This is a genomic window from Streptomyces sp. TRM68367, from assembly GCF_014495685.1.
Classification (GTDB): domain Bacteria; phylum Actinomycetota; class Actinomycetes; order Streptomycetales; family Streptomycetaceae; genus Streptomyces.
On the sequence record NZ_JACTVI010000016.1, the window covers coordinates 64,116 to 89,523 of the forward strand.

24 protein-coding genes and 2 pseudogenes are annotated in these 25,408 nt (G+C 71.5%); 14 read left to right on the forward strand and 12 right to left on the reverse strand.

Annotation, left to right across the window (positions count from 1 at the left end; genetic code table 11):
* Nucleotides 1-143: 143 nt before the first annotated feature.
* Nucleotides 144-2,228 carry a SpoIIE family protein phosphatase gene (locus H8R17_RS13850; protein ID WP_187823472.1) on the forward strand — a complete coding sequence of 695 codons (2,085 nt, stop codon included), beginning with the start codon at nucleotides 144-146 and terminating at the stop codon, nucleotides 2,226-2,228.
* A gap of 31 nt (nucleotides 2,229-2,259) precedes the next feature.
* Nucleotides 2,260-3,123, forward strand: coding sequence for an Fpg/Nei family DNA glycosylase (locus H8R17_RS13855; protein ID WP_187823473.1), 864 nt, complete (start codon nucleotides 2,260-2,262; stop codon nucleotides 3,121-3,123).
* A gap of 36 nt (nucleotides 3,124-3,159) precedes the next feature.
* Here H8R17_RS13855 and H8R17_RS13860 read toward each other — a convergent pair whose 3' ends face one another.
* From H8R17_RS13860 to H8R17_RS13870, 3 genes are all read right to left on the reverse strand, one after another.
* Nucleotides 3,160-3,822, reverse strand: coding sequence for a zf-HC2 domain-containing protein (locus tag H8R17_RS13860; protein WP_187823474.1), 663 nt, complete (start codon nucleotides 3,820-3,822; stop codon nucleotides 3,160-3,162).
* 141 nt (nucleotides 3,823-3,963) lie between these two features.
* Nucleotides 3,964-4,479 carry a hypothetical protein gene (locus H8R17_RS13865; protein WP_187823475.1) on the reverse strand — a complete coding sequence of 172 codons (516 nt, stop codon included), beginning with the start codon at nucleotides 4,477-4,479 and terminating at the stop codon, nucleotides 3,964-3,966.
* Between the two features lie 134 nt (nucleotides 4,480-4,613).
* Nucleotides 4,614-5,159: a sigma-70 family RNA polymerase sigma factor gene (locus H8R17_RS13870; RefSeq protein ID WP_187823476.1), complete on the reverse strand. Its 546-nt coding sequence runs from the start codon at nucleotides 5,157-5,159 to the stop codon at nucleotides 4,614-4,616.
* 224 nt (nucleotides 5,160-5,383) lie between these two features.
* Between H8R17_RS13870 and H8R17_RS13875 the strand changes: the two genes are divergently transcribed.
* The gene (locus H8R17_RS13875; protein ID WP_187823477.1) at nucleotides 5,384-6,535 is read left to right on the forward strand and encodes a CapA family protein; all 1,152 of its coding nucleotides are present in this window, start codon (nucleotides 5,384-5,386) and stop codon (nucleotides 6,533-6,535) included.
* A gap of 108 nt (nucleotides 6,536-6,643) precedes the next feature.
* On the opposite strand, the pseudogene H8R17_RS13880 reads toward H8R17_RS13875, so the two are convergent.
* Nucleotides 6,644-7,059: pseudogene (locus tag H8R17_RS13880) on the reverse strand (pyridoxamine 5'-phosphate oxidase family protein).
* A 176-nt stretch (nucleotides 7,060-7,235) separates the two neighbouring features.
* Nucleotides 7,236-7,697, reverse strand: a complete 462-nt coding sequence (locus H8R17_RS13885) for a universal stress protein (protein ID WP_187823478.1) — start codon at nucleotides 7,695-7,697, stop codon at nucleotides 7,236-7,238.
* Between the two features lie 90 nt (nucleotides 7,698-7,787).
* Between H8R17_RS13885 and H8R17_RS13890 the strand changes: the two are divergent.
* A pseudogene (locus H8R17_RS13890) lies at nucleotides 7,788-7,922 on the forward strand (amino acid--tRNA ligase-related protein); the annotation flags it as partial.
* 89 nt (nucleotides 7,923-8,011) lie between these two features.
* Complete coding sequence (locus H8R17_RS13895; RefSeq protein WP_187823479.1) at nucleotides 8,012-8,848, forward strand: polysaccharide deacetylase family protein; 837 nt, start codon at nucleotides 8,012-8,014, stop codon at nucleotides 8,846-8,848.
* Between the two features lie 15 nt (nucleotides 8,849-8,863).
* Here the strand turns inward: H8R17_RS13895 and H8R17_RS13900 are convergent, their stop codons facing one another.
* Nucleotides 8,864-9,532 carry a class F sortase gene (locus H8R17_RS13900; RefSeq protein WP_187823480.1) on the reverse strand — a complete coding sequence of 223 codons (669 nt, stop codon included), beginning with the start codon at nucleotides 9,530-9,532 and terminating at the stop codon, nucleotides 8,864-8,866.
* A gap of 333 nt (nucleotides 9,533-9,865) precedes the next feature.
* Here H8R17_RS13900 and H8R17_RS13905 point away from each other — a divergent pair, with 333 nt between their 5' ends.
* On the forward strand, nucleotides 9,866-10,363 hold the full coding sequence (locus H8R17_RS13905; protein WP_187823481.1) for a hypothetical protein: 498 nt from the start codon (nucleotides 9,866-9,868) through the stop codon (nucleotides 10,361-10,363).
* A gap of 138 nt (nucleotides 10,364-10,501) precedes the next feature.
* Here H8R17_RS13905 and H8R17_RS13910 read toward each other — a convergent pair whose 3' ends face one another.
* The 3 genes from H8R17_RS13910 to H8R17_RS46675 form a co-directional block, all read right to left on the reverse strand.
* Complete coding sequence (locus H8R17_RS13910) at nucleotides 10,502-11,017, reverse strand: hypothetical protein (protein ID WP_187823482.1); 516 nt, start codon at nucleotides 11,015-11,017, stop codon at nucleotides 10,502-10,504.
* Nucleotides 11,018-11,263: 246 nt separating this feature from the next.
* Nucleotides 11,264-12,028 carry a DUF4239 domain-containing protein gene (locus H8R17_RS13915; protein ID WP_187823483.1) on the reverse strand — a complete coding sequence of 255 codons (765 nt, stop codon included), beginning with the start codon at nucleotides 12,026-12,028 and terminating at the stop codon, nucleotides 11,264-11,266.
* A 23-nt stretch (nucleotides 12,029-12,051) separates the two neighbouring features.
* Nucleotides 12,052-12,180, reverse strand: coding sequence for a hypothetical protein (locus H8R17_RS46675; protein WP_262505234.1), 129 nt, complete (start codon nucleotides 12,178-12,180; stop codon nucleotides 12,052-12,054).
* Nucleotides 12,181-12,358: 178 nt separating this feature from the next.
* On the opposite strand from H8R17_RS46675, the gene H8R17_RS46680 reads away from it, so the two are divergent.
* The 4 genes from H8R17_RS46680 to H8R17_RS13935 all read left to right on the forward strand — a co-directional run bounded on the left by H8R17_RS46680 (nucleotide 12,359) and on the right by H8R17_RS13935 (nucleotide 17,248).
* Complete coding sequence (locus tag H8R17_RS46680) at nucleotides 12,359-12,658, forward strand: hypothetical protein (protein ID WP_187823484.1); 300 nt, start codon at nucleotides 12,359-12,361, stop codon at nucleotides 12,656-12,658.
* Between the two features lie 301 nt (nucleotides 12,659-12,959).
* The gene (locus H8R17_RS13925; RefSeq protein WP_187823485.1) at nucleotides 12,960-13,946 is read left to right on the forward strand and encodes an SCO0930 family lipoprotein; all 987 of its coding nucleotides are present in this window, start codon (nucleotides 12,960-12,962) and stop codon (nucleotides 13,944-13,946) included.
* Nucleotides 13,947-14,300: 354 nt separating this feature from the next.
* Nucleotides 14,301-15,113: an SAM-dependent methyltransferase gene (locus tag H8R17_RS13930; RefSeq protein WP_187823486.1), complete on the forward strand. Its 813-nt coding sequence runs from the start codon at nucleotides 14,301-14,303 to the stop codon at nucleotides 15,111-15,113.
* Nucleotides 15,110-17,248, forward strand: a complete 2,139-nt coding sequence (locus H8R17_RS13935; RefSeq protein WP_187823487.1) for a bifunctional diguanylate cyclase/phosphodiesterase — start codon at nucleotides 15,110-15,112, stop codon at nucleotides 17,246-17,248. The genes H8R17_RS13930 and H8R17_RS13935 overlap by 4 nt, the downstream gene beginning before the upstream one ends.
* A 378-nt stretch (nucleotides 17,249-17,626) precedes the next feature.
* On the opposite strand, the gene H8R17_RS13940 is transcribed toward H8R17_RS13935, so the two are convergent.
* Entirely contained in the window at nucleotides 17,627-18,571 is a 945-nt protein-coding gene (locus tag H8R17_RS13940) for a helix-turn-helix domain-containing protein (protein WP_187823488.1), read from the reverse strand.
* Nucleotides 18,572-18,816: 245 nt separating this feature from the next.
* On the opposite strand from H8R17_RS13940, the gene H8R17_RS13945 reads away from it, so the two are divergent.
* Nucleotides 18,817-20,289 carry an MFS transporter gene (locus H8R17_RS13945; RefSeq protein WP_262505235.1) on the forward strand — a complete coding sequence of 491 codons (1,473 nt, stop codon included), beginning with the start codon at nucleotides 18,817-18,819 and terminating at the stop codon, nucleotides 20,287-20,289.
* 268 nt (nucleotides 20,290-20,557) lie between these two features.
* On the opposite strand, the gene H8R17_RS13950 is transcribed toward H8R17_RS13945, so the two are convergent.
* Nucleotides 20,558-20,884 carry a hypothetical protein gene (locus tag H8R17_RS13950; RefSeq protein WP_223125002.1) on the reverse strand — a complete coding sequence of 109 codons (327 nt, stop codon included), beginning with the start codon at nucleotides 20,882-20,884 and terminating at the stop codon, nucleotides 20,558-20,560.
* Between the two features lie 25 nt (nucleotides 20,885-20,909).
* Complete coding sequence (locus H8R17_RS13955) at nucleotides 20,910-21,794, reverse strand: LysR family transcriptional regulator (protein WP_187823489.1); 885 nt, start codon at nucleotides 21,792-21,794, stop codon at nucleotides 20,910-20,912.
* 119 nt (nucleotides 21,795-21,913) lie between these two features.
* Between H8R17_RS13955 and H8R17_RS13960 the strand changes: the two genes are divergently transcribed.
* Genes H8R17_RS13960 through H8R17_RS13970 form a run of 3 tightly spaced genes read left to right on the forward strand, consistent with a single transcriptional unit; the run spans nucleotide 21,914 to nucleotide 25,282 of the window.
* Nucleotides 21,914-22,582 (forward strand): succinate dehydrogenase, encoded by a 669-nt coding sequence (locus H8R17_RS13960; RefSeq protein ID WP_187823490.1) that lies wholly within the window; start codon nucleotides 21,914-21,916, stop codon nucleotides 22,580-22,582.
* A gap of 1 nt (nucleotide 22,583) precedes the next feature.
* Entirely contained in the window at nucleotides 22,584-24,536 is a 1,953-nt protein-coding gene (locus H8R17_RS13965; protein WP_187823491.1) for a fumarate reductase/succinate dehydrogenase flavoprotein subunit, read from the forward strand.
* Nucleotides 24,533-25,282, forward strand: a complete 750-nt coding sequence (locus tag H8R17_RS13970; RefSeq protein WP_187823492.1) for a succinate dehydrogenase/fumarate reductase iron-sulfur subunit — start codon at nucleotides 24,533-24,535, stop codon at nucleotides 25,280-25,282. Before H8R17_RS13965 ends, H8R17_RS13970 begins: the two co-directional genes overlap by 4 nt.
* Nucleotides 25,283-25,408 lie beyond the last annotated feature (126 nt).

Below are 25,408 nucleotides of genomic sequence, written 5' to 3' on the forward strand. Positions count from 1 at the left end.
CGCGGAGGCAGAGGACAGTATCTTCGGTACCCTCACGGACACCTTCGGCAGTTGACGGTCCTCGCGAAGGGCCGACGATCACCTCTCGAAGAGCGACTCCTCAAAGAGTCGAAGAATCGGACGAATCCTGGCAAGGTGGGCCCATGACTGATCGGGGAGCGAGCGCCCTGTCAGTCCCGGACGACTGGCCCGCCCACCCGGATCCGATCCTGGCGCTCAATCGCATGGGCAGCTTCGACTGGGACCTGGACACCGGTCTGATGCACATGGATGCCCAGGCCCACGAGGTCTTCGACGTGCGCCCCGAGGAATACGACGACCACCCCGAGACACTCGCGATGCGGGTCCCGCGCGGGGAGGCGCAGCGCCTGGACGCCCTGGTCTCGCAGGCGATGAAGGACGGCAGCGAGAACTACGGCATCTACTTCCGCATCCGCTGCCGCGACGGCAGCCTGCGCTGGACCCACACCCAGGGCTACATCCGGCGCGACGAGACCGGCCGGCCCCGCCGCATCATCGGCATCGTCCGCGACGCCACCGAGGAACTGAGCGACACCGAGGCCCGGCGCGAACGGGCCGGGCAGCACCAGGCGCGCCGGCAGCAGACCAACGTCGTCCAGCGCGCCACGGCCGCCCTCGCCCACGCCCGCACCGTCGACGACGTGATCGACGCCCTGAAGGACACCCACGGCCTCACCCACCTGGGCGCGACCAGCCTCGTCATGGGCCTGGTCGAGGCCGGCCGCATCCGGCTGGTCGCCGAGGGCCCCGCGGGCAGCTTCGTCCCCGGCACGCGCATCACCCGGATCGACGAGCCCTATCCGATGAGCGAGGTCGTACGGACCCTCAGCCCGCGCTTCATCGAGTCACCGGAGGATTTCGCCGAGCGCTATCCCGCCCTGTGGCCGCACCTCACCGGGCTGAACATCACCTCGGCTGCCTACCTGCCGCTGATCGCCCAGGCCAGGCCCATCGGCGCGATGGGCCTGCTCTACAACGACCGGCGCGGCTTCACACCGGAGGAACGCAACGTCCTGGTCGCGCTCGGCAGCAGCATCGCGCAGAGCCTGCAACGGGCCATGTTCTACGAGCAGGAGAAGGACCTCGCCCAGGGCCTCCAGCAGGCCATGCTGCCGCGCACCATCCCCAGCGTGCCCGGCGCCGACGTCGCCGTCCGCTACCGCGCGGCCACCATCGGCGGCTCCCTCGCCCGCGACATCGGTGGCGACTGGTACGACCTGATCCCGCTGCCCGGCGGCCGGGTCGGCGCCGTCATCGGCGACGTCCAGGGACACGACACGCACGCCGCCGCCGTCATGGGCCAGCTGCGGATCGTGCTGCGCGCCTACGCCGCCGAGGGCCACACCCCGGCCACCGTGATGGCCCGCGCCTCGGTCTTCCTGCACGAGCTGGACACCGACCGCTTCGCGACCTGCCTGTACGCCGAGGCCGACCTGGCCACCGGTGTCGTCCAGGTGGTGCGGGCCGGACACATCGACCCGCTGGTGCGGCGCCCCGACGGCAGCTGCCGCCGCGTCCGCGTGGAGGGCGGCATGCCGCTCGGCCTGTCCGCCGAGTTCGGCCGTCTCACCTACCCCGTCTCCACTCTGGAACTCGACCCCGGCGACACCCTGCTGCTGTGCACCGACGGCCTCGTCGAACAGCCCGGCGCCGACGTGGACGAGGGCCTGCAGACCCTCATCGCGCTGATCACCGGCGGCCCCGACGACGTGCGCGACCTCGCCGACCGGCTCATAGACGTGGCCGAGGAACGCAGCAGCGACGACGACGTGGCCCTGCTCCTGCTGCGTCGCCGCGCCCCGGACGCCCCGCAGCCCGGCGGCCGGCTCCAGCAGCACGTGGCCCCCGGCGACCCGGAGGCGCTCACCGAGGCCCGGCACATGATCCACGCCGCCGTGCACGCCTGGGGCGGCGGGGACCGCGCCGACGAGGTCGTCCTGGTCGCCGACGAGCTGATCACCAACGCCCTGATCCACACCGAGGGCTCCGCGATCGTCACCCTCAGGGTCCTCACCGCCTCCGACCGCCGGCTGCGGGTCGAGGTCGAGGACTCCTCCAGCGCCCTGCCGCGCCGCCGGGACGCGGGGGAGTCGGGCGTCTCCGGGCGGGGCCTGCTCCTGGTCGACCTGCTCACCGATGTGTGGGGGGTGGAGGCGCGGGGCGGGGGCAAGGCCGTGTGGTGCGAGTTCGTGGTGGAACGGAGCTGACCACTCCGGTCCCGGGTGGCACTCTGGACGTATGCCGGAACTCCCCGAGGTCGAGGCGCTCAAGGACTTCCTCACCGAGCACCTCGTCGGCCACGAGATCGTCCGGGTGCTGCCCGTCGCGATCAGCGTCCTGAAGACGTACGACCCTCCCGTCACGGCCGTCGAGGGCCGCGCGGTCACCGCCGTGCACCGCCACGGCAAGTTCCTCGACCTCGCCACCGACGGCGGCCCGCACTTCGTGACCCACCTGGCGCGTGCGGGCTGGCTGCACTGGCGGGACAAGCTGCCGGACGGCCCGCCCCGCCCGGGAAAGGGCCCGCTGGCCCTGCGGGTGGCCCTGGAGACCGGCGCGGGCTTCGACCTCACGGAGGCGGGCACCCAGAAGCGCCTGGCCGTGTACGTCGTGGCGGACCCGCAGCAGGTGCCGGGCGTGGCCCGCCTCGGCCCCGACCCGCTCGCCGACGACTTCGACGGGCCCCGCTTCGCGGCGCTGCTGGCCGGGGAACGCAGACAGCTCAAGGGCGCCCTGCGCGACCAGGGCCTGATCGCCGGCGTGGGCAACGCCTACAGCGACGAGATCCTGCACGTGGCGAGGATGTCCCCCTTCAAACTGGCCGCGTCCCTGACCCCCGAGGAGACCGGCCGTCTGTACGAGGCCCTGCGCACCACCCTCACCGAGGCGGTCGAACGCTCCCGCGGCGTGGCGGCGGGCCGCCTCAAGGCCGAGAAGAAGAGCGGCCTGCGCGTCCACGGCCGCACCGGCGAACCCTGCCCGGTGTGCGGCGACACCATCCGCGAGGTCTCCTTCAGCGACTCCTCGCTCCAGTACTGCCCCACCTGCCAGACGGGCGGCAAACCACTCGCGGACCGTAGGCTGTCGAGACTGCTGAAGTGACGCGACGCAGGACGGGAAACCACAGCGGGCCGAGCGTCACCGGCTCGTCGGCGACTCCATGGTCACCAGGCGTTCCCCTTTGGCGGTGCGGACCTCGTAGCGGGCGATCTGGTCCGCGTACAGGGCGGAGCCGCCCATCATCGTGTTGGAGCGGGCGTCGAGGTGGGGCGTCATCCAGCTGGTCACCGTCTCCTCGGAGCCGTCGCGGCCGATCGCGACCAGGTGGCAGGCGCGCGGTCCCGCCGCGTCCTTGACCTCCAGCTCCACCTGGCTGCCCCAGACCTCGCGCTCGGTCGTGACCTGCGCCCACACCCCCGATCGCTCGTCGGTCGCGGCGACCCGGACGACAGAGTCCCCGCCGCCCGCGACGACGGCGATCGCCGGCCCGGCCACCGCGAAGGACACCGAGGCGGCCACGGCGAACAGCAGTCGTCTGCGCCCGGCCCGGTGCCGCGCCGCCACCTCGCCCAGCAGCCGGTCCAGCAGGCGCTGCCCGGGCCTGGCCGTCGGGTGTACAAAGCGCGGCGTGGCCCGCCGGTACAGCATCAACTGCCGTGTCGTAGCGCCGAATTCGGTCACCTGCGCCGCGCACCGAGGGCACTCCATGAGGTGGTCCTCGAAGCGGAAGGCCTCCGCCTCGTCCAGCACGCCGAGCGCGTAGGCGCCGACGTCGCGATGCCTCTCCAGGGACGACCTCATGCCGAATCCTCGTGCCTTTGGGTGCGGGTGGGGTTACTCCTTGCTCCCACCGGTACGCACCAGACAGCGGAATCACTCAAGGACGTTTTGGAATCGCAACCAAAGAATTCGGAGCGGTCCGGCCTGCGGATTGGTCCGGAATCAAAAAAGATGGATGGCGAGATGCCCCAGCGGCAGCCCCAGCTGCCAGGCGGGCGTCCACACCTTCGGGCCCTCGTCCTCGCTGATCACGGGCGCGCCGCCGGGCACCGCGTCCAGATCGGGCGCGAGCAGTTCGGTCTCCTGCAGCCAGCGCCACGCGGCCTCGGCCAGCACCAGGTCCGGCGCGTGCCGGCCGGCGGCGGCCGCGTCGGCGGCCAGCTCGGTGAGTCTCTCGCGCACCCACTCCTGCCACGGCTGGTCGTACGCCGTCAGCGACAGCCAGGTCTCCAGCTGGGAGACGACCCGGATGCCGGAGAGCTCCCCGTCGGTGTCGGACAGGAAGATGGTCAGCGCCAGGGCATCCCGCCCGGCGCGGAACTCGAAGGACGTCGGCGGCATCAGATCGCCCGTCCGCAGCAGCTCGTCCGCAATGTATTCGGCGTACAACCACGCCATCGGGACGGTGAGTTCGCCGCCGCCGGCGCCGTCCGTGCTCTCTTGACCTCTGTGCAGCATCCCTTCCTGCCTTCCTCCGGTACGTCGCGTCACCCGATACCGGGTCCCAGTCCGGAACACGGATGGGAACAGCCGATTACTCAACCGGGGTGTTCAGCAAGGCGCTTTACGGAGGTTTGACTCAGCTATTGGTTTCACCGCAGGTCGGTGGCGTATCCCGGAAGGACCCGGCGCAGGGCGCGCAGCGCGTAGTACGCGCGGGACTTCACGGTACCGGGCGGGATGCCCAGGGTTTCCGCGGCTTCCGCCACACTCGCCCCCTGAAAGTACACGAGCACCAGGACTTCACGGTGCTCGGGAGTGAGTGTCTTCACAGCCCGGCGTACGTCGAGCATCGCCGCGGCCCGCTCGGCGTGGTCGGAGATCACCCGCGCGTTCTCCAGGACCGCGTCGCCGACCTCGGCGGGCCGCGCCTGCCGGGCTCGCCGCGCGTCGATGGCGAGCCGCCGGCCCACGGTCATGAGCCAGGGGCGTACGGACTCGAAGTCGTCGGCGCGCAGGGCCTCGGGGTGCTGCCAGGCGCGCACCAGGGTCTCCTGCACCAGGTCCTCGGCGCGCTGCCGGTCGCCGTCGCAGAGCCGGAGCAGCAGCGCGAAGAGCGGCCGGCCGTGCTCCCGCTGCAGTGCGGCGAGCTCGTGCTCGGCGGTCGTCCCGTTCGTGATGGTGGATCCGGCCGTCATGGGCGTATGGCATCGCAGAGCGCGGCCGGTGGCACAGAACACGGACGCGGCTCTGCGGCGGACGGTCGATCGGATCGGCGAACGGTTCGACGAACGGTCGCTACCCGCCGTATTCGTACCCGCCGAACGGGTCAATGAGCGTGTCGGAGCCATGCCCCACCGAACAGGGATTCTTACCTATTTAGGAGCATTCGTATGTAAATACATCTACAGCGGGGTGACTGATGATCGCACGCAGACGACAGCTGGCCCTGGCCCTGACCGCCGTCCTCGCCGCGGGCGCCGCCTGCCAGGCCGACGGCCGCGAGGAGCCGCGGGGCGGCCGGCCCGCCCCGTCCACCGCGGCGCGCGGTTTCACCCTGGTCGCCTCCGGCGACGTCCTCCCGCACAGCTCGATCATCGACCGGGCGCGCTTCGACGCCGACGGCACCGGGTACGACTTCCGCCCGATGCTCTCCGGCGTCCGGCCCGTGGTCTCCCGCGCCGACCTCGCGCTGTGCCACATGGAGACCGTGTACGGCGCGGACGGCCACTACACCGGATACCCGACCTTCAAGTCCCCGCCCGAGGTCGCCCGCGGCCTCGCCGCCACCGGCTACGACGGCTGCTCCACCGCCTCCAACCACACCCTGGACGACGGCGCCGACGGCATCCGCCGCACCCTCGACACCCTCGACCGCGCGGGCGTCCGGCACGCCGGCTCGGCCCGCAGCGAACAGGAGGCGCGCAGCGTCCCGATCCTGCGCGCGGGCCCCGCGCAGGTCGCCCACCTCGCCTACACCTACGGCACGAACGGCATCCCGCTCCCGCCGGGACAGCCCTGGGCGGTCAATCTGATCGACGAGGCCGCGATCCTCGCCGACGCCCGGGCCGCCCGGGAGGCCGGCGCCGACGTCGTCGTCGTGTCCCTGCACTGGGGCACCGAATGGCAGGACGCCCCCGACGACCAGCAGCTCGCCCTCGCCCGCACGCTCACCGCCGCGCACAGCGGCCGACGGCCCGACATCGACCTGATCCTCGGCACGCACGCCCATGTCCCGCAGGCGTACGAGAAGGTCAACGGCACCTGGGTGGTCTACGGCATGGGCGACCAGATCGCCGGCGAGATGCGCAACCACGCGGGCCTCGCGGATCCGCGCGGCAACCAGTCCACCCTCGCCCGCTTCACCTTCGCCCCGCCCGCCCGGCCGGGCGGGCGCTGGGAGGTGAAACGGGCCGAGTTCGTCCCGCAGCTGTTCGACGTCGACGCCGGCCGGGTCGTCAACCTCAACCGCGCCCTCGCCCAGGGCGCCGACGTGCGTGCCGTACGGGACCGGATCCGGGACGTGGCGCTCAGCAGGGGCGCGGCGGCCGACGGGCTGGTGATGGGGGAGTAGGGGCGAGGGCGGACCTCGTCTCGTTGCTCAAGCCGGCCCAGCGGCAAAGGGCTGCTGGCGGATCATGATGCTCCAGTGGCGCCGGTGACGGAAGGCGCCGCGCACCGATCAGCCGGGCACGGTGTAACTCAGGTCCGTCGCCGTCAGGGATGCGGGTTCACGCGCAGCCACACCGTGCCCCGCTGCGCCGGATCGTCGTGCAGGTAGTGGACGAACCGCTCGTCCCACCGCGCCTCGTCCGCCCCCAGATAGCGTGCGAGCTTGCGCCGGCCCCGCGGCACGTCGAACGGCACCACCTCGCCCCGCCCCGGGCGATCACCTGCCGTACGAGCCCCGTCGCCGGATCACACTCGTCCACCACGAGCGCGACCCGCGGGTCGGCCGTGACCCGGCCGAGCAGGCGGGCCCACGGCCCGGTCAGGATCCAGAACGCCCCGTTCTCCCAGAGGGAACCAGACGGGGCGCACAGTGGGCCCGTTGGTGGCGAGGCGTGCGGCGAGGGGACGGCGCAGAAAGGCGTCCACCTCGAAGTCGGGAGAAGTCACGGCAGCATCCTCGACCGTGCCGGGCTTTTCGTACACCGACCAGCGACCTACGACCGGACCTACGACCGGGACCTACGACCGGGACCTACGACCGTGACCTCGGACCGGGACCTGGGACCGGGACCTGGGACCGGACCGCCAGAGCACCGAGTCGGCTACGGCACCACCGTCACCGGCCACCGTCCCGCCTTCACCAGGCGGATGGCGACCGATCCGACGATCCGGTGGCCGGCCTGCTCGGAGGCGCCCACGACGACGGCGTCCGCCTGCAGGTCTTCCGCGGCCTTCACCAGGCCGTTGTAGGGGTCGCCGGGGAAGGTGTGGAACTCCCAGCGGACGTCGAATGTCCCCTTGAGCCGCTCGGCCGCGTCCCGGATCTGCGCCACCAGGTCCTCCGCGATCCGGTCGGTCGTCTCGGCGACCGCTACCCCGAGCGCCGCGCCCGCCGTCATCACCGGCTGCACATACACCACCGCGAGCAGCGCGTGCTGCCGCCGCGCCAGGCCGGCGGCGTAGGCCGCGGCGCGCAGGGAGGACTCCGACCCGTCCACCCCGACCACGATCACCTTGGGCCCGTCCGTACCCCGTTCGAACTGCTGGGAACGCTGATCCGTCACGCCCGCCAGGCTATCCGCCCGTCGCCCGTCGCCCGTCGCCCGTCGCCCGCCGCGAGTTCTACGCCGCCTCCCGCCGCGCCGCCGTCCGGCGCTTTCCTCGACGCCCTCGAATACGCCATGCCGCCCACCGGAGGCCTCCGCATCGGCGTCGACCGCCTGGTCATGTACCTAACCGGCCTGACGATCAGCGAGACCCTGCCGTTCCCCCTGATGCGCCGCCGCTGACCCGTGGCGCTCGGCCGAGCGGGTGGAATCATGCCGCCGCTCCGGTGTTGCTGAAGTGCGTCGGCCGTCCGCCGGGCGACTGATGAGTCATGACGAAGGATCAGTTGCTCACCCGGCGCCGGGCCTTGCTCGCCGGCGCCGGTGCTCTGGGGGCCGCCGGAGTGGCCGGGGCGTTCGCGGCGGTCACCGCGGGCGAGCCCGCCGCGCCCCCGGCCCTTGCCCCGGGGCCGCAGGCACACCGCCCGCACAGGCCCTCCGCCTACCGCCTGCGGCCCCTGACCGGCTACGGCCCGCCGCGCACCGCGCCCGGCCGCACCCCGGTACGGCACACGCCGCTGCTGCGCGTGTCCGGCCGGGGCCGCGCGATGGTGCTGACCTTCGACGACGGACCCGACCCCCGCTACACCCCCGACATCCTCGACACGCTCGCCGCCTACGACGTGCGCGCCATGTTCTTCGTGTGCGGCGAGATGGCCGCCGGCAACCGGGACCTGCTCGCCCGCATGGCCGACGAGGGACACGTCGTCGGCAACCACACCTGGTCCCACCCGCTGCTCACCCGTCTGACGCGCCGCCAGATCCGCTCCCAGATGGAACGCACCAGCGAGGTGATCGAGGAGGCGTACGGCGACCTCCCGCAGTGGTTCCGCGCCCCCTACGGCGCCTGGAACCGCGCCGCCTTCCAGCTCGGCGCCGAACTCGGCATGGAACACCTCGCCTGGACCGTCGACACCCTCGACTGGACCAACCCCGGCACCCGCACCATCGTCCATCGCGTCGAGGACGGAGCCGCCCCCGGCGTCGTGGTGCTCTCGCACGACGCCGGGGGCGACCGCACCCAGAGCGTGCGTGCCCTGCGCGCCTATCTGCCGGCCCTGCTGGACTCCGGCTACCACATCACCGTGCCCCGGCGGCATGACAAGTGAGCCGCCGGGGGACGCTCAGCGGACCTCGACCAGGCGGGCGAAGACGACCACATTGCCCTGGTAGCCGTTCTGCTTCGAGAAACCGCCCCCGCAGGTGATGACCCGCAATTCCGGGCCGCCTTTGGAGCCGTAGACCCGGTCGCCGGGGAAATTGTCCTTCGCGAAGACCTCGATGCCGTAGATCTCGAACACCGCGGTCTTTCCGTCCTGCCGCGTCACCTCGACGCGGTTTCCCTTCTTCAGCGCCCCGAGTCCGTAGAACACGGCGGGTCCCTGCCTGTTGTCGACATGGCCGACGACAACAGCGGTGCCCTTTTCGCCGGGGGAGACGGCACCGGTGAACCAGCCGGCCAGGTTCGGGTCCTCCGGCGGCGGCGCGTCGACCCAGCCCTGCGCGTCCAGGCCCACCGCCATGACCGGCGCGTCGACCTGGATCGCCGGGATCCGCACCCGGTCCGGGACGGCGTACGGCAGCGGCTGCACGGCCCCGGCGAAGGTGCCGCCGGGCACCCGGCTGTCCGCCGCGGCCGCCGTGGCGGGCTGCGGCGGACCGACGTCGAACTCTCCCGAACCGTTACGGATGAGCGCGAGGCCGGTCAGCAGCACCAGCGCTATCACGCCCCACGGGGCGCGCTTCTTCCGCCGCGCCTCCTCCTCGGCCTCGGCCAGCTCCGACGCAGACATTCGCCATCCCCTCTCGACACGGCCGTCGCCGCGTCGTTACGCGCATACGAGAACGCTAAATCCGGTGCGCGCGACCGGCGACGGGGCGGCGGCGAACGGGTGGTCCGGGCGCCTTTCGGTGCGCCATCCGAGGCGCCGCCGAGAGGAAATTTCTGACGGTCCGTGACCTGCGGTGATATCCCGCTGCGCGGTTTTCCCGCGGCGTGTTCGCTCACCAGGACGGACTATTCCCGAAATGCGGTGCCGTGCACGGCAACTGAGGGTCTTTCTGGGAGGCGCTTTCTCGCCGATCGACCGGGGACGGGTCCCGGGGCGTCTTCCGCGGAGGATGACATGCGTACTACTCGTGCCCTGGCGGCCACCTCAGCCGCGGTCGCCGCGCTCGGCCTCGCCGCACCCGCGGCCGCCGCGTGGGACGGCGTGCACGCCAACCCGAGGAACATCGTCGCGCTGCCCAGCGTCATCGCCCGCGGCGGTCAGCTGACCATCACGGTCGACGGCTGCCCGCAGGGTGGTACCGCGACTTCCGACGCGTTCCCCTCGACAACGCTCACCCCGATCCACGGCGCCAACCAGACCGCCAAGGGCACCGCCACCGTCCGCACCAACGCCCGCCCGGGGGCGCACAACATCACCGTCACCTGCGACAGCCGTACGCTCACCAAGCCGAATGCCTTCACCGTCATCGGCGGTGTCCGCGGCGGCGTCGGCGGCAGCAGCTCCACCGGGGCCACGCCGACCGACATCGCCATCGGCGGCGGGCTCGTGGCGGCGGCGGTCGTCGGCGGCGGCGTGTTCTGGATGCGCCGCCGGGCCGAGAAGCGGATCTGACCGCCGTACCGGCCAGGAGCCGGACTCCCTCGGATCGCACGTCTCTACCCGGACTCCTTCGGAACGCACGTCCACAGGGCTTCGCCCCGGACCCTCGCGGGATCCGGGGCGAAGCCCCGGGCCGTGGCGGACGGCCCGTCAGGTGCCCTCCTTGCCGGTGTCGCGGCGCGAACGGCGGTAGGCCACCCCGAGCGAGCCCGCGATCAGCGCGGCGCCGAGGCCGATCTCCCGCAGCTCGAAACCGGCCGAGCTGCCGCCTTCCCCGGCCTGCACACCATGCCGGGGCACAGGGTGCGGCCTCGGGTCCGGATCCGGACGGCCGCCGGCGATCGTGAGGTCGACGGTCTGCCAGAAGGTGCCGCAGTGGAACGTCACCTCATACGCGGCGCCCGGTTCGGTGTCCCAGTCGACCACCGCGTGGGCCGAGGTCTGCCCCCGGCGGATGGTCACCGTGTCGAAGGCACGCGAGGAGACGATCACGTCCTGCTCGCAGCCGGTCGCGCGCAGGGTCACCTGTTCGCCGGCCTCGACGGCCGAGGGCACGACCCCGACCCGGAAGCCCGCGCCCTCGGCCCATGCGTGCGGGGCGCAGGAAGTGAGGGCGAGGGCGCTGACGCCCAGCAGTGCGGCCGAAGCGACGCGTATCACGCGCATGGTGAATCCTCCGGGTCCCCGAGGAGCAGCAGCGGACCTCTTCCGCTCGCGCCAGAAATGCACCTCGTTGACCGAAACGCTAGGAAGATCCGCACGGGTGCGCGATCGCAGTCGCGCGAATGGGGCACGGCTGTGGGCCGCTCAGGCGACAGCGCTTCCGCCGGTCGGGGGACGGCAGCGGCGTGGCGCCGCCGCCCCCGGCCCGTCATGGGGTGAGGGGCCGTCAGCCCTTCAGCTGGGAGAAGATCAGCCCTTCACCTGTGGGAAAAGACGCAGGAACGGGTCCGCCGACGCGGCGATGCCGCGACTGTAGGGCGCATCGAAGTCCCAGATCAGGAAGAGCAGGAAGGCGATCAGCGCGGAGAACAGCCCCGCCAGGATCAGCTCGCGCGCCGAACGCCGGATCTGCAGCGCGAAGACCATCCCGATGGTCACCACCCCTCCGGTGATCAGCCCGAACCACACCACGCCCGGCATGGTCGCCCCCATCGACTCCGCCCGGGCGGTGCGCGCCTGGTCCGCCGCGGTCACCTGGTCCAGGAGGGGCTGGTAGGCCTGGGCCTGGAAGTCGGACTTCGGCTCGTAGTCGGTGACGTCCGCGCGGACGCGCGCGAGCAGTGCGGTGCCGCGCTCGGTGACCCGGCTGTGGTCGGCCATGGTGTCCCACTCGGTGCTGACGACGTGTCCAACATAGGCATTGACATCGTCCCGAATGCGGTTTCGGACGTCGGCCGGGTAGACGCGGACGCGTTCCGAGATCTCGTGCAGCGCGGCGGCCTCCGTCCGCACGTGCTCCAGGGCCGCGCTGCGCGCCTCCCAGACGCCGGCGATGGCGAGCCCCAGGACGATGGCGTAGACCACGCCGATCCACATCGTCATGTACTCGATGACGTCCGGGGTCTCGCTGGGATCCTCGTCCTCGGACGCTGCGCGGTCCCGTACGAGGGTGATGACGACCACGACGGCACACGCGGCCACCATCGCGAGGGTGAGAACAAGCCATTCCGGCAAGAGGTGCCTCCAGGGCCAATGGATCAGCGCGGACGCAGCGCGGCGACAGCGATCACCGCGGGCGTGAGAACGAGCAGGACGAAGACGAGCGGCGACGGGGCACCGCCGGACGGCCGCTGACGCGGCGCGGCGCGATGGCGCGGGTAGTGCACGGGGGCCACGGAGGGGCGTGGCGGCCCGGGCCGGGCCGACGGCTTCGGCGCCGGCGTGGCCGGTGGCGCCGGTGCCGGTGGGTCCGGTGGGGCCTTGAACGTGGGCGTCGGAGTGGGGGTCGGTCGTGGGCGGGGTTCCGCCGGCCGGGGTGGCGGCGGCGGTGGCTCGGGTTTCGCCGTGGGGCTCGGTTTCGGCGGCGGCTTCGGGGCGGGCGGCGGTGGTGTCGGTTTCGGTGGCGTCGGCCTGGGTTTCGGTGGCGGCTTCGGCGTCGGTGACGGCGTGGGGGCCGGCGCCGGCGTCTGGCACGGCGGCGGGGTCGGCCAGGTGAGGTCACCGGCGACCGCCGCCCACCGTGTGCCGCCCGGGCCCGTCGAGGCGGACGCGCAGGCGTCGGCAACCGCGGCGCCGGCCGGGGCGCCGACCAGCGCCCAGGTCAGCGTCATCAGGGCCAACGTCCTTGCCGCGAGGGCGGATTGAAGAGGTGAAGGTCCATGCACGACGAAGATCCTCAGGGCTGTCGCGCCCGCGGCGCGCCGGAGCCGCCGGGGATCGCCCCGAAGGAGGGACGCGCGGCATCGGTGGTTGACCGGCGGCCGGGTACGGCGGCGCCACAGGCTCCGGCGCGGGTGACATCACAGGTCCCAGACGGGCGGGAGCACAGGTTCCGGAAAGAAATTTGAGCGCCGGTTGAACACAACCACGCCCGCAATGCGTACCCAGTGTCGTGCGGCGGCGCAGCAGGGCGCTGCAACACCCTTGTGAACATGGGGAGTTGACGATGAAGACCTCCTGGCGGAGCGCCTCACTCGTGGCGAGCGCCGCGGCGGTTCTGGCGCTGACGACGGCGTGCGGTCAGGAAACCCCTTCGGCGGGCAGCCAGAACGTGGGTGCCACGGCGGCGCCCGGTGACTACGGCAGCATCGGCGCCGGAGCCCAGAACAGCGGCGTCGGCAACGGCCAGGGTGCCGCGAGCCCGACTCCCACCGGTGCCGCGGGCGCCCCGGTCGCCCCCGCGGGCAAGCTGTCCGTCTCCACCAACGCGGAACTCGGCAAGGTCCTGACCGACAGCGTCGGCCTCACCCTGTACCGCTTCGACCAGGACACCGCCGAGCCGCCCAAGACCAACTGCGAGGGCGACTGCGCCACGACCTGGCCGCCGGTGCCCGCGGACGACGCTACGGCCGGCGAGGGCATCGACAAGGCCCTGCTGGGCGAGGTCGCCCGCCCCGACGGCACCAAGCAGCTGACCGTCGGCGGCTGGCCGGTCTACCGCTACGCCAAGGACGTCAACGCGGGCGACGTCAAGGGCCAGGGCGTGGGCGGCAAGTGGTACGCGCTCTCTCCCGACGGCAAGAAGGCGCAGAGCGCGGCGGCCGAGGATCTGCCGGGGCTGTCCACCCGCAACGACCCCAAGCTCGGCGAGATCGTCGTGGACAAGAACGGTCACACGGTCTACCGCTTCATGAAGGACACACAGTGGCCGATGTCCACCGCGTGCACCGGCAAGTGCCTGGACAAGTGGCCCGTCGTCGCCCCGGTCGCCGAGAAGGACACCAAGGGCATCGACCTGCAGGGCTCCACCCCGAACCGGGGCTACGTCGTCTTCGACCGCCCCGACGGCATCAAGCAGCAGAGCATCGACTGCGTCCCGATCTACACCTTCGCGGGCGACGAGAAGCCCGGCGACACCAACGGTCAGGGCGTCGGAGGCACCTGGTTCGCCGTCCGGCCCGACGGAAAGCCGGTCGGCGCGTCGGAGAAGTAGCGAAAGCTCCCCAGGGTTGATCGTCTCGTCCACCCGGCATGCCGACCCACGGTCCGCCCCTTCGCACCCCCGCGAAGGGGCGGACCGGTTTGCCATGATTAACCTGAACTCTTCGAATTCTTCAGTCATCTTTCACGCCACATCGGACATCTTCCACGCCACATCGGAACTCTCCGGAATGCCTCGAACACTGTTCGTAGCGTGTTCGGGAGGTTCCCAGGCGGGTATCAATTCGGCACGTGCCGCAGGCAGTGACCGGGAACGGACGGTCAATTTCCGTTTCGGCTCGCTCCATTGGCGGGCGATCAGTAGCCTCAGCTCGAACGCCGGATCGCCTACGCCTTGGAGAGATAGATGGAGCGTCCCGCCTGGGCCCCACGGAGCATCGACATCTCGGTGCCCAGCGTCTCCCGGATGTACGACTACTATCTGGGCGGTTCGCACAACTTCGAGGTCGACCGGGAAGCGGCCCGCAAGGCCATGGAGTTCATGCCGGGACTCCCCAAGATCATGCAGGCGAACCGGGCGTTCATGCGCCGCGCGGTGCACTTCGCGGCCGGTGAGGGCATCACGCAGTTCCTGGACATCGGCTCCGGCATCCCGACCTTCGGCAACGTCCACGAGGTGGCCCAGGAGGCGAGCCCCGGCGCGCGCGTGGTGTACGTCGACCACGACCCGGTGGCCGTCGCGCACAGCCGGGCCGTCCTGGACGGCAACGAGGACGCGGACATCGTGCCCGCCGACCTCCGCAAGCCCGGGGACGTCCTGAACAGCCCGCAGGTGCAGCGGCTGATCGACCTGAATCGCCCGGTGGCGCTGATGCTCGTTGCCATACTGCACTTCGTGGAAGACGCGGACGACCCGTACGGGGCGGTGGCCGAGCTGCGCGACGCGCTCGCGCCCGGCAGCCTGCTCGCCCTCACGCATGCCTCGTACGAGGGAATCCCGCTCCCGCCCGAGCGGGCCGATGGCGCGGTGGACGTATACAAGGACATTCGCAACCCGCTGGTCATGCGCTCGCGCGAGGAGATCGCGCAGTTCTTCGAGGGGTACGACATGGTGGAACCCGGACTGGTGCCGATGCCGCACTGGCGGCCGGACACCGCAGCCGAGGGCGAGGATCCCTATGCCTTCTCCGGTTTCGCCGGCGTGGGGCGTACGGCGTGAGGGCGGAGCCGGACGGGCCGGAGGACAGACTGCGCCGGTTCGCGACGATCTGGAGCCGTGCGGTCTTCCCGGTCACCTCGACATCGTCGACCCGGCCCGAGTTCGCGGAACTGCTGCTGCCGCTGGCCCGGCGCCTGAGCCGGGCGCTGCGGGACCGCGCGTTCGACGCCGAGGAGGCCACGGCGGTCGGCGCCGCCCTCGTCGCCGCGCACTGCACGGACCCGGACGCGCTCACCCGGACCCTGGACTGCGTCGACGCCTACCTGGTGCTCTACTGTGGCGAGGACGGCGACCCCGAGGACCTGCGGGCGCGCTGCGCACGGCTCCAGCACGCCATGGCCGCCGGGTTCGCGCAGGCGCTGCGTGAACGGACCCTGGCCGAGCAGGAGTCGATCGCCCAGGCCGCCCTCCAGGCGCAGGGCGTGGTGGCGCAGGCGCTGCACGCCAGCGAGGCCCGCTTCCGCGCGGTCTTCGAAGGCGCGGCCATAGGAATCGGCATCGCCGACCTCGACGGCAACGTCCTCCAGGTCAACGGCGCCCTGTCCCGCATGTTCGGCATGTCCGAGCAGACCCTGCGCAGCCGCAACGTCAAGGACTGGACCCACCCCGAGGACGCGTCACATGCCTGCAAGCTCTACGACGAACTCGTGCGCGGTGAGCGCGAGCACTACCACGTGGAGAAGGCTTTCCCCCGCACTGACGGAACGGTCCTGTGGACCAACCTCACCGTCTCCCTGCTGCGCGACGCCGACGGCGACCCGCAGTACCAGCTCGCCCTCATGGAGGACACCACCGAGCGACGGCTGCTCAACTTGCGGCTGCGCTACGAGGCCACGCACGACGCCCTGACCGGCCTGCCCAACCGCACCCTGTTCTTCGAACGCCTGGAGAAGGCGCTGGGCGCGGGCGGGGGACAGCGGTTCGGCCTGTGCTACCTCGACCTGGACGGCTTCAAGACCATCAACGACAGCCTCGGCCACGCGGCCGGCGACCGGCTGCTGGTGGAGGTCGCCGACCGGCTGCAGGCCTGCGCCACCGCACCCGGCGAGATGGTCGCCCGGCTCGGCGGCGACGAGTTCGTGGCACTGACCTGCGGCCCCGACGCCCAGCGCGAGGTCGACGACCTCGCCGCCCGCATCATGCACAGCCTGCTCGCCCCGGTCCGCATCGACGGCCGCGAGCTGACCGTGCGCGGCAGCATCGGCATCGTCGAGGGCCCGGCGGGCGGCGAGCGGAGCCCGGCGGAGGTGCTGCGCAGCGCCGACATCACGATGTACCGGGCCAAGTCGGCGGGCGGCAACCGCTTCGAGCTGGCCGACCCGGAGGCCGACGCCCGCGCCATCACCCGGCACGGCCTGACCACCGCCCTGCCGGCGGCGCTGGAGCGCGGCGAGTTCTTCATCGAGTACCAGCCGCTGGTCCGCCTCGGCGACGGCGGTGTGCGCGGCGCCGAGGCCCTGGTGCGCTGGCTGCACCCGCAGCACGGCGTCCTCGGCCCGGACCGCTTCATCCCGCTCGCCGAGCACACGGGCCTGATCGTTCCACTGGGCCGCTGGGTCCTCGCGCAGTCCGTACGGCAGGCCCGCGAGTGGCGCGAACTGCACGGCGCCACGGAGCCGCTGCAGATCAACGTCAACCTCTCGCCCTGCCAGCTCACGCACCCCGGCCTGGTCCAGGACACCGTCGACATCCTGGAGCGCGCCGGCCTCGAGCCGGACGCCCTCTGCCTTGAGGTCACCGAGTCCGCCCTGATCGGCGCCGACGACGACCTGCTCAAACCGCTGCGCCAGCTGGCCGAGATGGGCGTCGACATCGCCCTGGACGACTTCGGGACCGGCTACTCCAACCTGGCCAACCTGCGCCGCCTCCCGGTGAGCATCCTCAAACTGGACCGCTCCTTCACCCAGAGCATGCAACAGTTCCCGGCCGACCCCGTCGACCTCAAGATCGTCGAAGGCATCGTCTCCCTGGCCCACAGCCTCGACCTCGCGGTCACAGTAGAGGGCGTGGAAACAGGAGCCCAGGCAGAACAACTCCGCATACTGGGCTGCGACACAGCCCAGGGCTGGTACTACGCCCGCCCGGGCCCTCCGGAGCGCCTGCACGAGCTGGCCCTCGCAGACGCAACGGGGTGAGCGGACCAACCGACCAGCCTGAGACGCCATCCGCTTTCCGAACGTGATCGCTTGGTTCGGGCTGTGGGGGCCGCTGTGGCACCGTCCAGGAGCAGGATCCAGCGGCACCGGGTGGGGCCGCATGCCGAGCCGGATCGTCTGGGTCGCTGGGTCGACATCGATGATTCTCAACATGCGGACCACTGTGCTCGAGGCGCCGTACAGCAGGGCGAGGAAGCCGAGCAGGGCATCGTGCGGGTGCACCGGTCGCCCCCACACCCTGCGGGCCGAACACGTGGGCGTGCTGGTCGAGCATGTGGGCCAGTGCTGGAACGCCCTGGGTAACCGCGCTTTCGCCGGGGCCGAGGTGTCCGAAGAGGCGAGGGTGGCGGTCCGGGCTCAGTTGGCGGAGGCGTGGGCCGGGGAGGGCATGCTGGCGGGGTATGGCTCGGCGGCTGGCTCCGGATGGTCCGAGGGCGCCGACTCCGGTCGGGTGTCAGCGGACTCTAGGCGGAGCATGGCCGTCTCGTCCGGGGTACCGGGGGCTGCCTGGTAGACCACCATTCGCTGGCCGCCCGTCCGGGACAGTCGCATGACCTCGTAGGTCAGGGTCATCGGGCCGGCCTTCGGGTGCCGGAAGCACTTTTGCCCGCCGCCGCGTTCGCAGACGTCGTACCGCTCCCAGAGCCGCGTGAACTCCGGTGATTTCAGCATCAGTTCGCCGACGAGCGCCGTCAGCTCGGGATCGTCCGGGGCGGCCCCGGCGACCGCCCGCAGATGCGCCACCGAGAGGGCGACGGTTTCCTCCCACGGCTCGTAGAGCGTCCGGCCGACCGGGTGGAGGAAGACATAGCGGGTCAGGCTGCGCTGGTCCTCTGGCCAGTCCCAGAGCCCGGGCATCAGCCGTCGGCCGGGCGGGTTCGCGGCCAGTACGCGGTTGTAGCGGCTCACCACATAGGCGGGCAGCGGGCGCACCGACTCCAGCATCCGCAGTACCGAGTCGCGGACGGTGTGGTCCGAGCAGGCCGGTAGCTCGGAGGACCGGCCGGAGGCCAGTTCCGCGAGCTCGTGCAGGCGTTCGTAACCGTCGCCACGCAGCCGCAGGGCGCGGCCGAGGGCGTCCACGACGGCGGGGGAGGGGTTGGTCTCCCGGCCACGCTCCAGGCGGATGTAGTAGTCGACGCTCACTCCGGCCAGCGCGGCCAGCTCCTCCCGGCGCAGTCCGGGAGTGCGGCGCAGGCCTGTACCGGCCGGGAGACCGACATCCTCCGGGCGTACCTGCGCCCTGCGGGCCTTCAGGTATCGGCCGAGCTCCGTGCCCCTCGTATCCGCTGCTGCTGCCATTCGGCCATTGTCGCAGGTGGTCAAGGAGCGTGGGGGGCCGTGTCAGGGCCTGGAACGCCGCACCCCGGGCACAGCGCGGTCTGCCGGGCGGCCGCGCGCGGGCGGAGAGTTGATCCGCCGGAGCGGGCGGCCCGTCCGCCGGGGCCCAGGGGGTGCGAGACACCGGTCCGCGGCCCAGGCGGGCTGCGGCCGCCCGCCCGGTCATCTCTGATGAGCCGTCCCTTGCAGTCGCCCAGGAGTTCCCCATGCCCGCCACCCCTGCCCCGTCCACCGCCTCCGCCCCCGGGCACGACTCGGAGCCGTCGGCGCCCGGGCTGCGGCGACGACAGCCGGGCCGAGCCCGGCCAGCCGCGCCGCCTGCCGAGGCACCCGCCGTGCCGCGGCGCAGCGGCGTTGCGCTGGTCGCTTCGCTTCTCGGCTTCACCGTGATCACCATCGACGTCTCGGCCGTGAACATCGCGCTGCCCGCGATCCGGGACTCTCTCAGTGGCGGGATGGCCGGGCTTCAGTGGGTGGTTGACGCGTACACCCTGATGTTCGCGGCCCTGATGCTCTCCGCGGGAGCCCTCGCCGACCGTAGCGGCGCCCGCCGCGCCTACGCATGGGGCGTGGCCTTGTTCACCCTCGCCTCGCTCGGCTGCGCGCTCGCGCCCGGCATCGGCGTGCTGGTCGGCGCACGCGTCGCGCAGGGCGCCGCCGCCGCGGTTGTGATGCCGGCCTCGCTGGCGCTGATCCGGCAGGCCTACGAGGACGCCCGGGCGCGTGCCCGCGCCATCGCGCTGTGGACGGTCGGCGGCTCGGTGGCGATGGCCGCGGGTCCGGTGCTGGGCGGGCTGCTCACCGACTCGGCCGGCTGGCGGGCGGTCTTCCTGCTCAACCTCCCCGTGGGCGCGGTGATCCTGGGCCTGCTGGTCCGGGTGCCGCGCTCCCCGCGCCGGCCCGCCGCGCTGGACGGCGGCGGCCAGCTCACCGCCGTACTGGCCCTGGCCGGACTGGCCTTCGCGGTGATCGAGGGCGGCCACCTGGGCTGGACCAGCGGACCCGTGCTGGCCGCCGCGGCGCTCGCCCTCGCCTCCGGGTACGCCTTCCGCGTGGTGGAGTCCCGGCACCGCCAACCCATGGTCCCGCTGGGCATGCTGATGGACCGCCGGGTGGCCGTCCCGCTCGCGGTCGGTTTCGCCGCCAACGCCGCCTTCTACGGCGGGATCTTCCTGCTCGGGCTGTACTACCAGCAGTTGCGCGGGATGTCGGCGATCGCGGCCGGGCTGATGTTCGTCCCGATGTCGGCGGTGGTGACGGCGACCAACCTGGTGTCGCCGCGGCTGGCGGAGCGGATCGGGCGACGGCCGGTGATCGTCGCCGGGCAGCTGGTCTTCACCGGAGCGATGCTGGCCATGCTGCCGCTGGCCGCGCACACCCCGGTATGGCTGGTGCTCGTCCTGCTGCTGCCGCTGAGTGTCGGCGGGGCGCTCGCGGTGCCCGCGCTGACCGCGTTGCTGATGGACGCCGTCCCGCAGGAACGCGCGGGGACCGCGTCCGGGCTGCTCAACTCCCTTCGTCAGACCGGCGGTGCGCTCGCCGTCGCCCTCTTCGGCAGCCTGCTCTCCGGCCCCGGCGCAGGCTTCTCCCTCCCCGGCATGCGCATCGGCCTCCTCACCGTCGCCGCCCTCCTCCTCGCCACCGCCGCCCTCTCCCGTCTCCTCCTGTCCCGTGACTGACCCCATCAATCGGCTCCACTCGCCCGCCTGCAGCCGCTCCAGGTCCACGAGCACGACCCCGTCGCGCCGCCCCTCCTCACGCAGATCGGGGCCGAACCTCTCCCGCCGTAGCAGGCGGTACGGGCGCAGCTCGTCATCACCTCGGGCAAGAACAAGGGCAAGCGACTCTCGGTCGCCAGCGTCCGTCGCATCCTCGCCGAGGGCAGCGCGGCCGACGGCACGGGCTGAGCATCACGCACAGCTGCTTTGCGATGATTTCACTGCGGTATTACGCCGAGCTGGCACGGGGGTCAGCGTGCTGCGGGTCGATCCGTTCGGCAAGTCGGCGCAGGGTGGAGGCGGCTGCGCGGCGCAGGTGGTCGGTGCGTACCGACCGCCTGCGCCGCGTGCGGACCGAGTCGTCCACGACGGGTGCGCCGGGCTGGGCGGACAGGGCATGCCGGCGGGTGGCGTCGGCGGCGGCGCTGATGGCGGCGTTGATCGCTGTGGGTTCCTCTGGAACGATCCAGTCCGAGATCACAGCGATGCGGCGATGCCCGAGTGCCGTGAGGTGCCGCCCCGCCGTGCGGGTCGCCCCTGCCTCGTCGATGCCCACGAACGCGTCGTCGGGGCCACACACCTCACCGTTGGAGCAACATCCGCTGCAACTCCTGCGCAGCCCGCGGCGGCGCCACGTCACTACGATGCGCCAACGCGATCGTCCGACGCAGCCCGGGCCGAGCCAACGCAGTGACCCGCAACCCCCGCCCGGCCCGCGCCGCCACCATCCGCGGCACCACAGCAACCCCCAACCCCGCCCGCACAAACCCCAGCACCGCATCCATCTCCCCGCCCTCAACCGCGAAATCCGGCTCGAACCCAGCGGAGCGACACGCCGCCACGGTCAACTCCCGCAGGTCGTAACCATGCCGGAACATCACCAACCGCTCACCCTCCAGATCAGCGACCCGCACCGTCCGTCGCCCCCGCCCCGGCCGCTCCGCATCCGGCGACGACACCACGACCAGATCCTCCCGCAGCAACTCCACCGTGGTCAGCGCCGGAGACGGCGTAGGCAACGGCAGCACGACCAGCGCCAGATCCAGCGCACCCCGCGCCAGCTCCCGCACGAGATCGTGCGAACCCCCCTCCTCGATCAGCAGCTGGATACCCGGATACCGGTCGTGAAAGGCCCGCAGCACATCCGGCAGCAGCCCTGTGCACAGACTCGGCGTCGCCCCCAGCCGCACTCGCCCCCGCCGCAGCTGCACCAGCTCCTGCACCTCGTGCCGGGCCGTGTCCGCGTCCGCCAGGATCCGCCGGGCCAGCGGCAGCAGCGCCTCGCCCGCATCGGTCAGCGTGATGTTCCCGCGCGCCCGCAGGAACAGATCCGCGCCCAGCTCCCGCTCCAGCGCCTTGATCTGCTGCGACAGCGACGGCTGCGCGACATGCACCAGATCGGCGGCCCGGGTGAAGTGCCGGGTCTCGGCGACCGCAACGAAGTACTGAAGCTGCTGGATCTGCATCCCTCTACGATAGCCCCTGCCTATGGAATCAAGCCGGACCATGTCTTGGACCGATGGCACCTCGCACGCCTAACGTGCGGGACATGGCTCTGGCAACGCGGACGGACCGACGGCCGTCCATGGCACGCACCGTGTGGGACTCCACCGTCGGCAAGAAGACCGTCATGGCGGTCAGCGGTCTGATCATGCTGCTGTACCTGATCGTCCACATGATCGGAAACCTGAAGATCTTCTTCGGGGCGGGCGAGTTCGACCACTACGCGCACTGGCTGCGCACCATCGGCGAGCCGTTCATGCACTACGAGTGGACGCTCTGGCTCATCCGCGTCGTCCTGGTCGTCGCCGTCGTCGCACACGCCATCTCCGCGTACCAGCTCAGCCGCCGCGACATCAGGGCGCGGCCCAGCAAGTACGTGCACAAGAAACCGCGGGCCGGCTACGCGACGCGCACCATGCGCTGGGGCGGCATCATCCTCGGCCTGTTCATCGTCTGGCACATCCTCGACCTGACCACCGGCACCGTGCACCCCGGCTTCCGGCCCGGCCACCCGTACCAGAACGTCGTGGACACCTTCTCCACCTGGTACGGCAACGTCATCTACATCGTCGCGATGCTCGCCCTCGGCCTGCACGTCCGGCACGGCTTCTGGAGCGCCGCCCAGACCCTCGGCGCCGGCAGCCGAACCCGCGACCGCGCCCTGAAGACCGTCGCCAACGTCCTCGCGCTGCTGCTCACGGCCGGCTTCATCGCCGTACCCGTGGGCGTCATGACCGGAGTGGTGAGCTGACATGACCGCTGAATACACGAACTACGCGACCGGAGAACCGGTCGCCGACTCCAAGGCTCCGTCCGGCCCGGTCCACGAGCGCTGGGACAAGCGCCGCTTCGAGGCCAAGCTGGTCAACCCCGCCAACCGGCGGGGGCACACGGTCATCGTCGTCGGCACCGGCCTGGCCGGCGGCTCCGCCGGCGCCACGCTCGCGGAACAGGGCTACCACGTCGTCCAGTTCTGCTATCAGGACTCCCCGCGCCGCGCCCACTCCATCGCCGCGCAGGGCGGCATCAACGCGGCGAAGAACTACCGCAACGACGGCGACTCCATCCACCGCCTGTTCTACGACACCGTCAAGGGCGGCGACTTCCGGGCGCGCGAGTCCAACGTGCACCGGCTGGCGCAGATCTCCGTGGAGATCATCGACCAGTGCGTGGCGCAGGGCGTGCCGTTCGCGCGCGAGTACGGCGGTCTCCTCGACACCCGTTCCTTCGGCGGCGTGCAGGTCTCGCGGACCTTCTACGCCCGCGGCCAGACCGGACAGCAACTCCTCCTCGGCGCCTACCAGGCCCTCAGCAGGCAGATCGCGGCGGGCAACGTCGAGATGCACCCGCGCACCGAGATGCTCGACCTGATCGTCGTCGACGGGCGGGCTCGCGGGATCGTGGCCCGGGACCTGATCACCGGGAAGATCGACACGTACTTCGCGGACGCCGTCGTACTGGCGAGCGGCGGCTACGGCAACGTCTTCTACCTGTCGACGAACGCCATGAACTCCAACGCCACCGCCATCTGGCGGGCGCACCGGCGCGGCGCCTACTTCGCCAACCCGTGCTTCACGCAGATCCACCCGACGTGCATTCCGCGCACCGGCGACCACCAGTCCAAGCTGACGCTGATGAGCGAGTCGCTGCGCAACGACGGCCGGATCTGGGTGCCGAAGGCCAAGGGCGACGACCGGCCCCCGAACAAGATCCCCGAGGACGAGCGCGACTACTACCTGGAGCGCATCTACCCCTCCTTCGGCAACCTGGTCCCGCGCGACATCGCCTCCCGCGCCGCGAAGAACGTCTGCGACGAGGGCAGGGGAGTGGGCCCCGGCGGACAGGGCGTGTACCTGGACTTCGCGGACGCCATCAGGCGGATGGGCCGGGGGGCCGTCGAGGCGAAGTACGGCAACCTCTTCGACATGTACCAGCGGATCACCGACGAGGATCCGTACGAGGTGCCGATGCGGATCTACCCCGCCGTGCACTACACGATGGGCGGCCTGTGGGTCGACTACGACCTGCAGACCACCATCCCCGGCCTGTTCGCGATCGGCGAGGCGAACTTCTCCGACCACGGGGCGAACCGGCTGGGCGCGTCCGCGCTGATGCAGGGCCTGGCCGACGGGTACTTCGTGCTCCCGGCGACCATCAACGACTACCTCGCCCGCAACCCGCACCAGGACCCGGTCACCGCCGGACACCCCGTTGTCAGGGAGGTGCTGGCCGAGACCGAGGACCGTATCAACCTGCTGCTGTCCGTCGACGGCGACCGCACCCCCGACTCCTTCCACCGTGAGGTCGGCGAGCTGGTGTGGGAGTTCTGCGGAATGGCCCGCACCGAGGCCGGGCTGCGCAAGGCGCTGGAGCGGATCCCGCAGATCCGGGAGGAGTTCTGGCGGCGCATCAAGGTCCCCGGCACCGGCGAGGAGTTCAACCAGTCCCTGGAGAAGGCCAACCGCATCGTCGACTACCTGGAACTCGCCGAATTGATGTGCCTCGACGCGCTGCACCGAGCCGAATCCTGCGGGGGCCACTTCCGCGAGGAGTCCCAGACGCCGGACGGCGAGGCCGAGCGCCAGGACGACGACTTCTCCTACGCCGCGGCCTGGGAGTTCACCGGCACCGGTGAGGCGCCCGTCCTGCACAGGGAAGACCTGGTCTTCGAGTACGTCCACCCCACCCAGCGGAGCTACGCATGAAGCTCACCCTGCGCGTCTGGCGGCAGAAGAACGCCGACGCCGAAGGCACCATGTCCACGTACGAGGTGGACGGCATCTCGCCCGACATGTCCTTCCTCGAGATGCTCGACACGCTCAACGAGGAGCTGATCCTCCAGGGCGAGGAGCCGATCGCCTTCGACCACGACTGCCGTGAGGGAATCTGTGGTGCGTGCTCGCTTGTGATCAACGGGGACGCGCACGGACCCGAGCGGACCACCACCTGTCAGCTGCACATGCGGTCCTTCAAGGACGGCGACACGATCGACGTCGAGCCGTGGCGGGCGTCGGCGTTCCCGGTGATCAAGGACCTGGTGGTGGACCGGTCGGCATTCGACCGGATCATCCAGGCCGGCGGGTACATCACCGCGCCGACGGGATCAGCGCCGGAGGCCCACGCCACGCCGGTACGGAAGCCGGACGCGGACTTCGCCTTCGAGCACGCCGAGTGCATCGGGTGCGGTGCCTGCGTGGCGGCCTGCCCGAACGGCGCGGCGATGCTGTTCACCTCAGCCAAGATCAACCACCTCAACGTCCTGCCGCAGGGCGCCCCCGAACGCGAGACCCGCGTGCTGGACATGGTGGCTCAGATGGACGAGGAGGGCTTCGGCGGCTGCACCCTCACCGGAGAGTGCGCCACGGCCTGTCCCAAGGGCATTCCGCTCGTGTCGATCACCAGTATGAACAAGGAGTGGCTGCGGGCCACGCGCAAGGTGGCGAAGCGCTAGGCACGAGCTCGCGCCCCTGCCATTCAACAAGCGCACATCCGCTCTCCTGGCGTTGGTCATGCGTCGGTCAGGCGGCATCGGAAGAACAGAAGTGGTAGTCGGACCACCCCCGTCTGCCCGATGCCT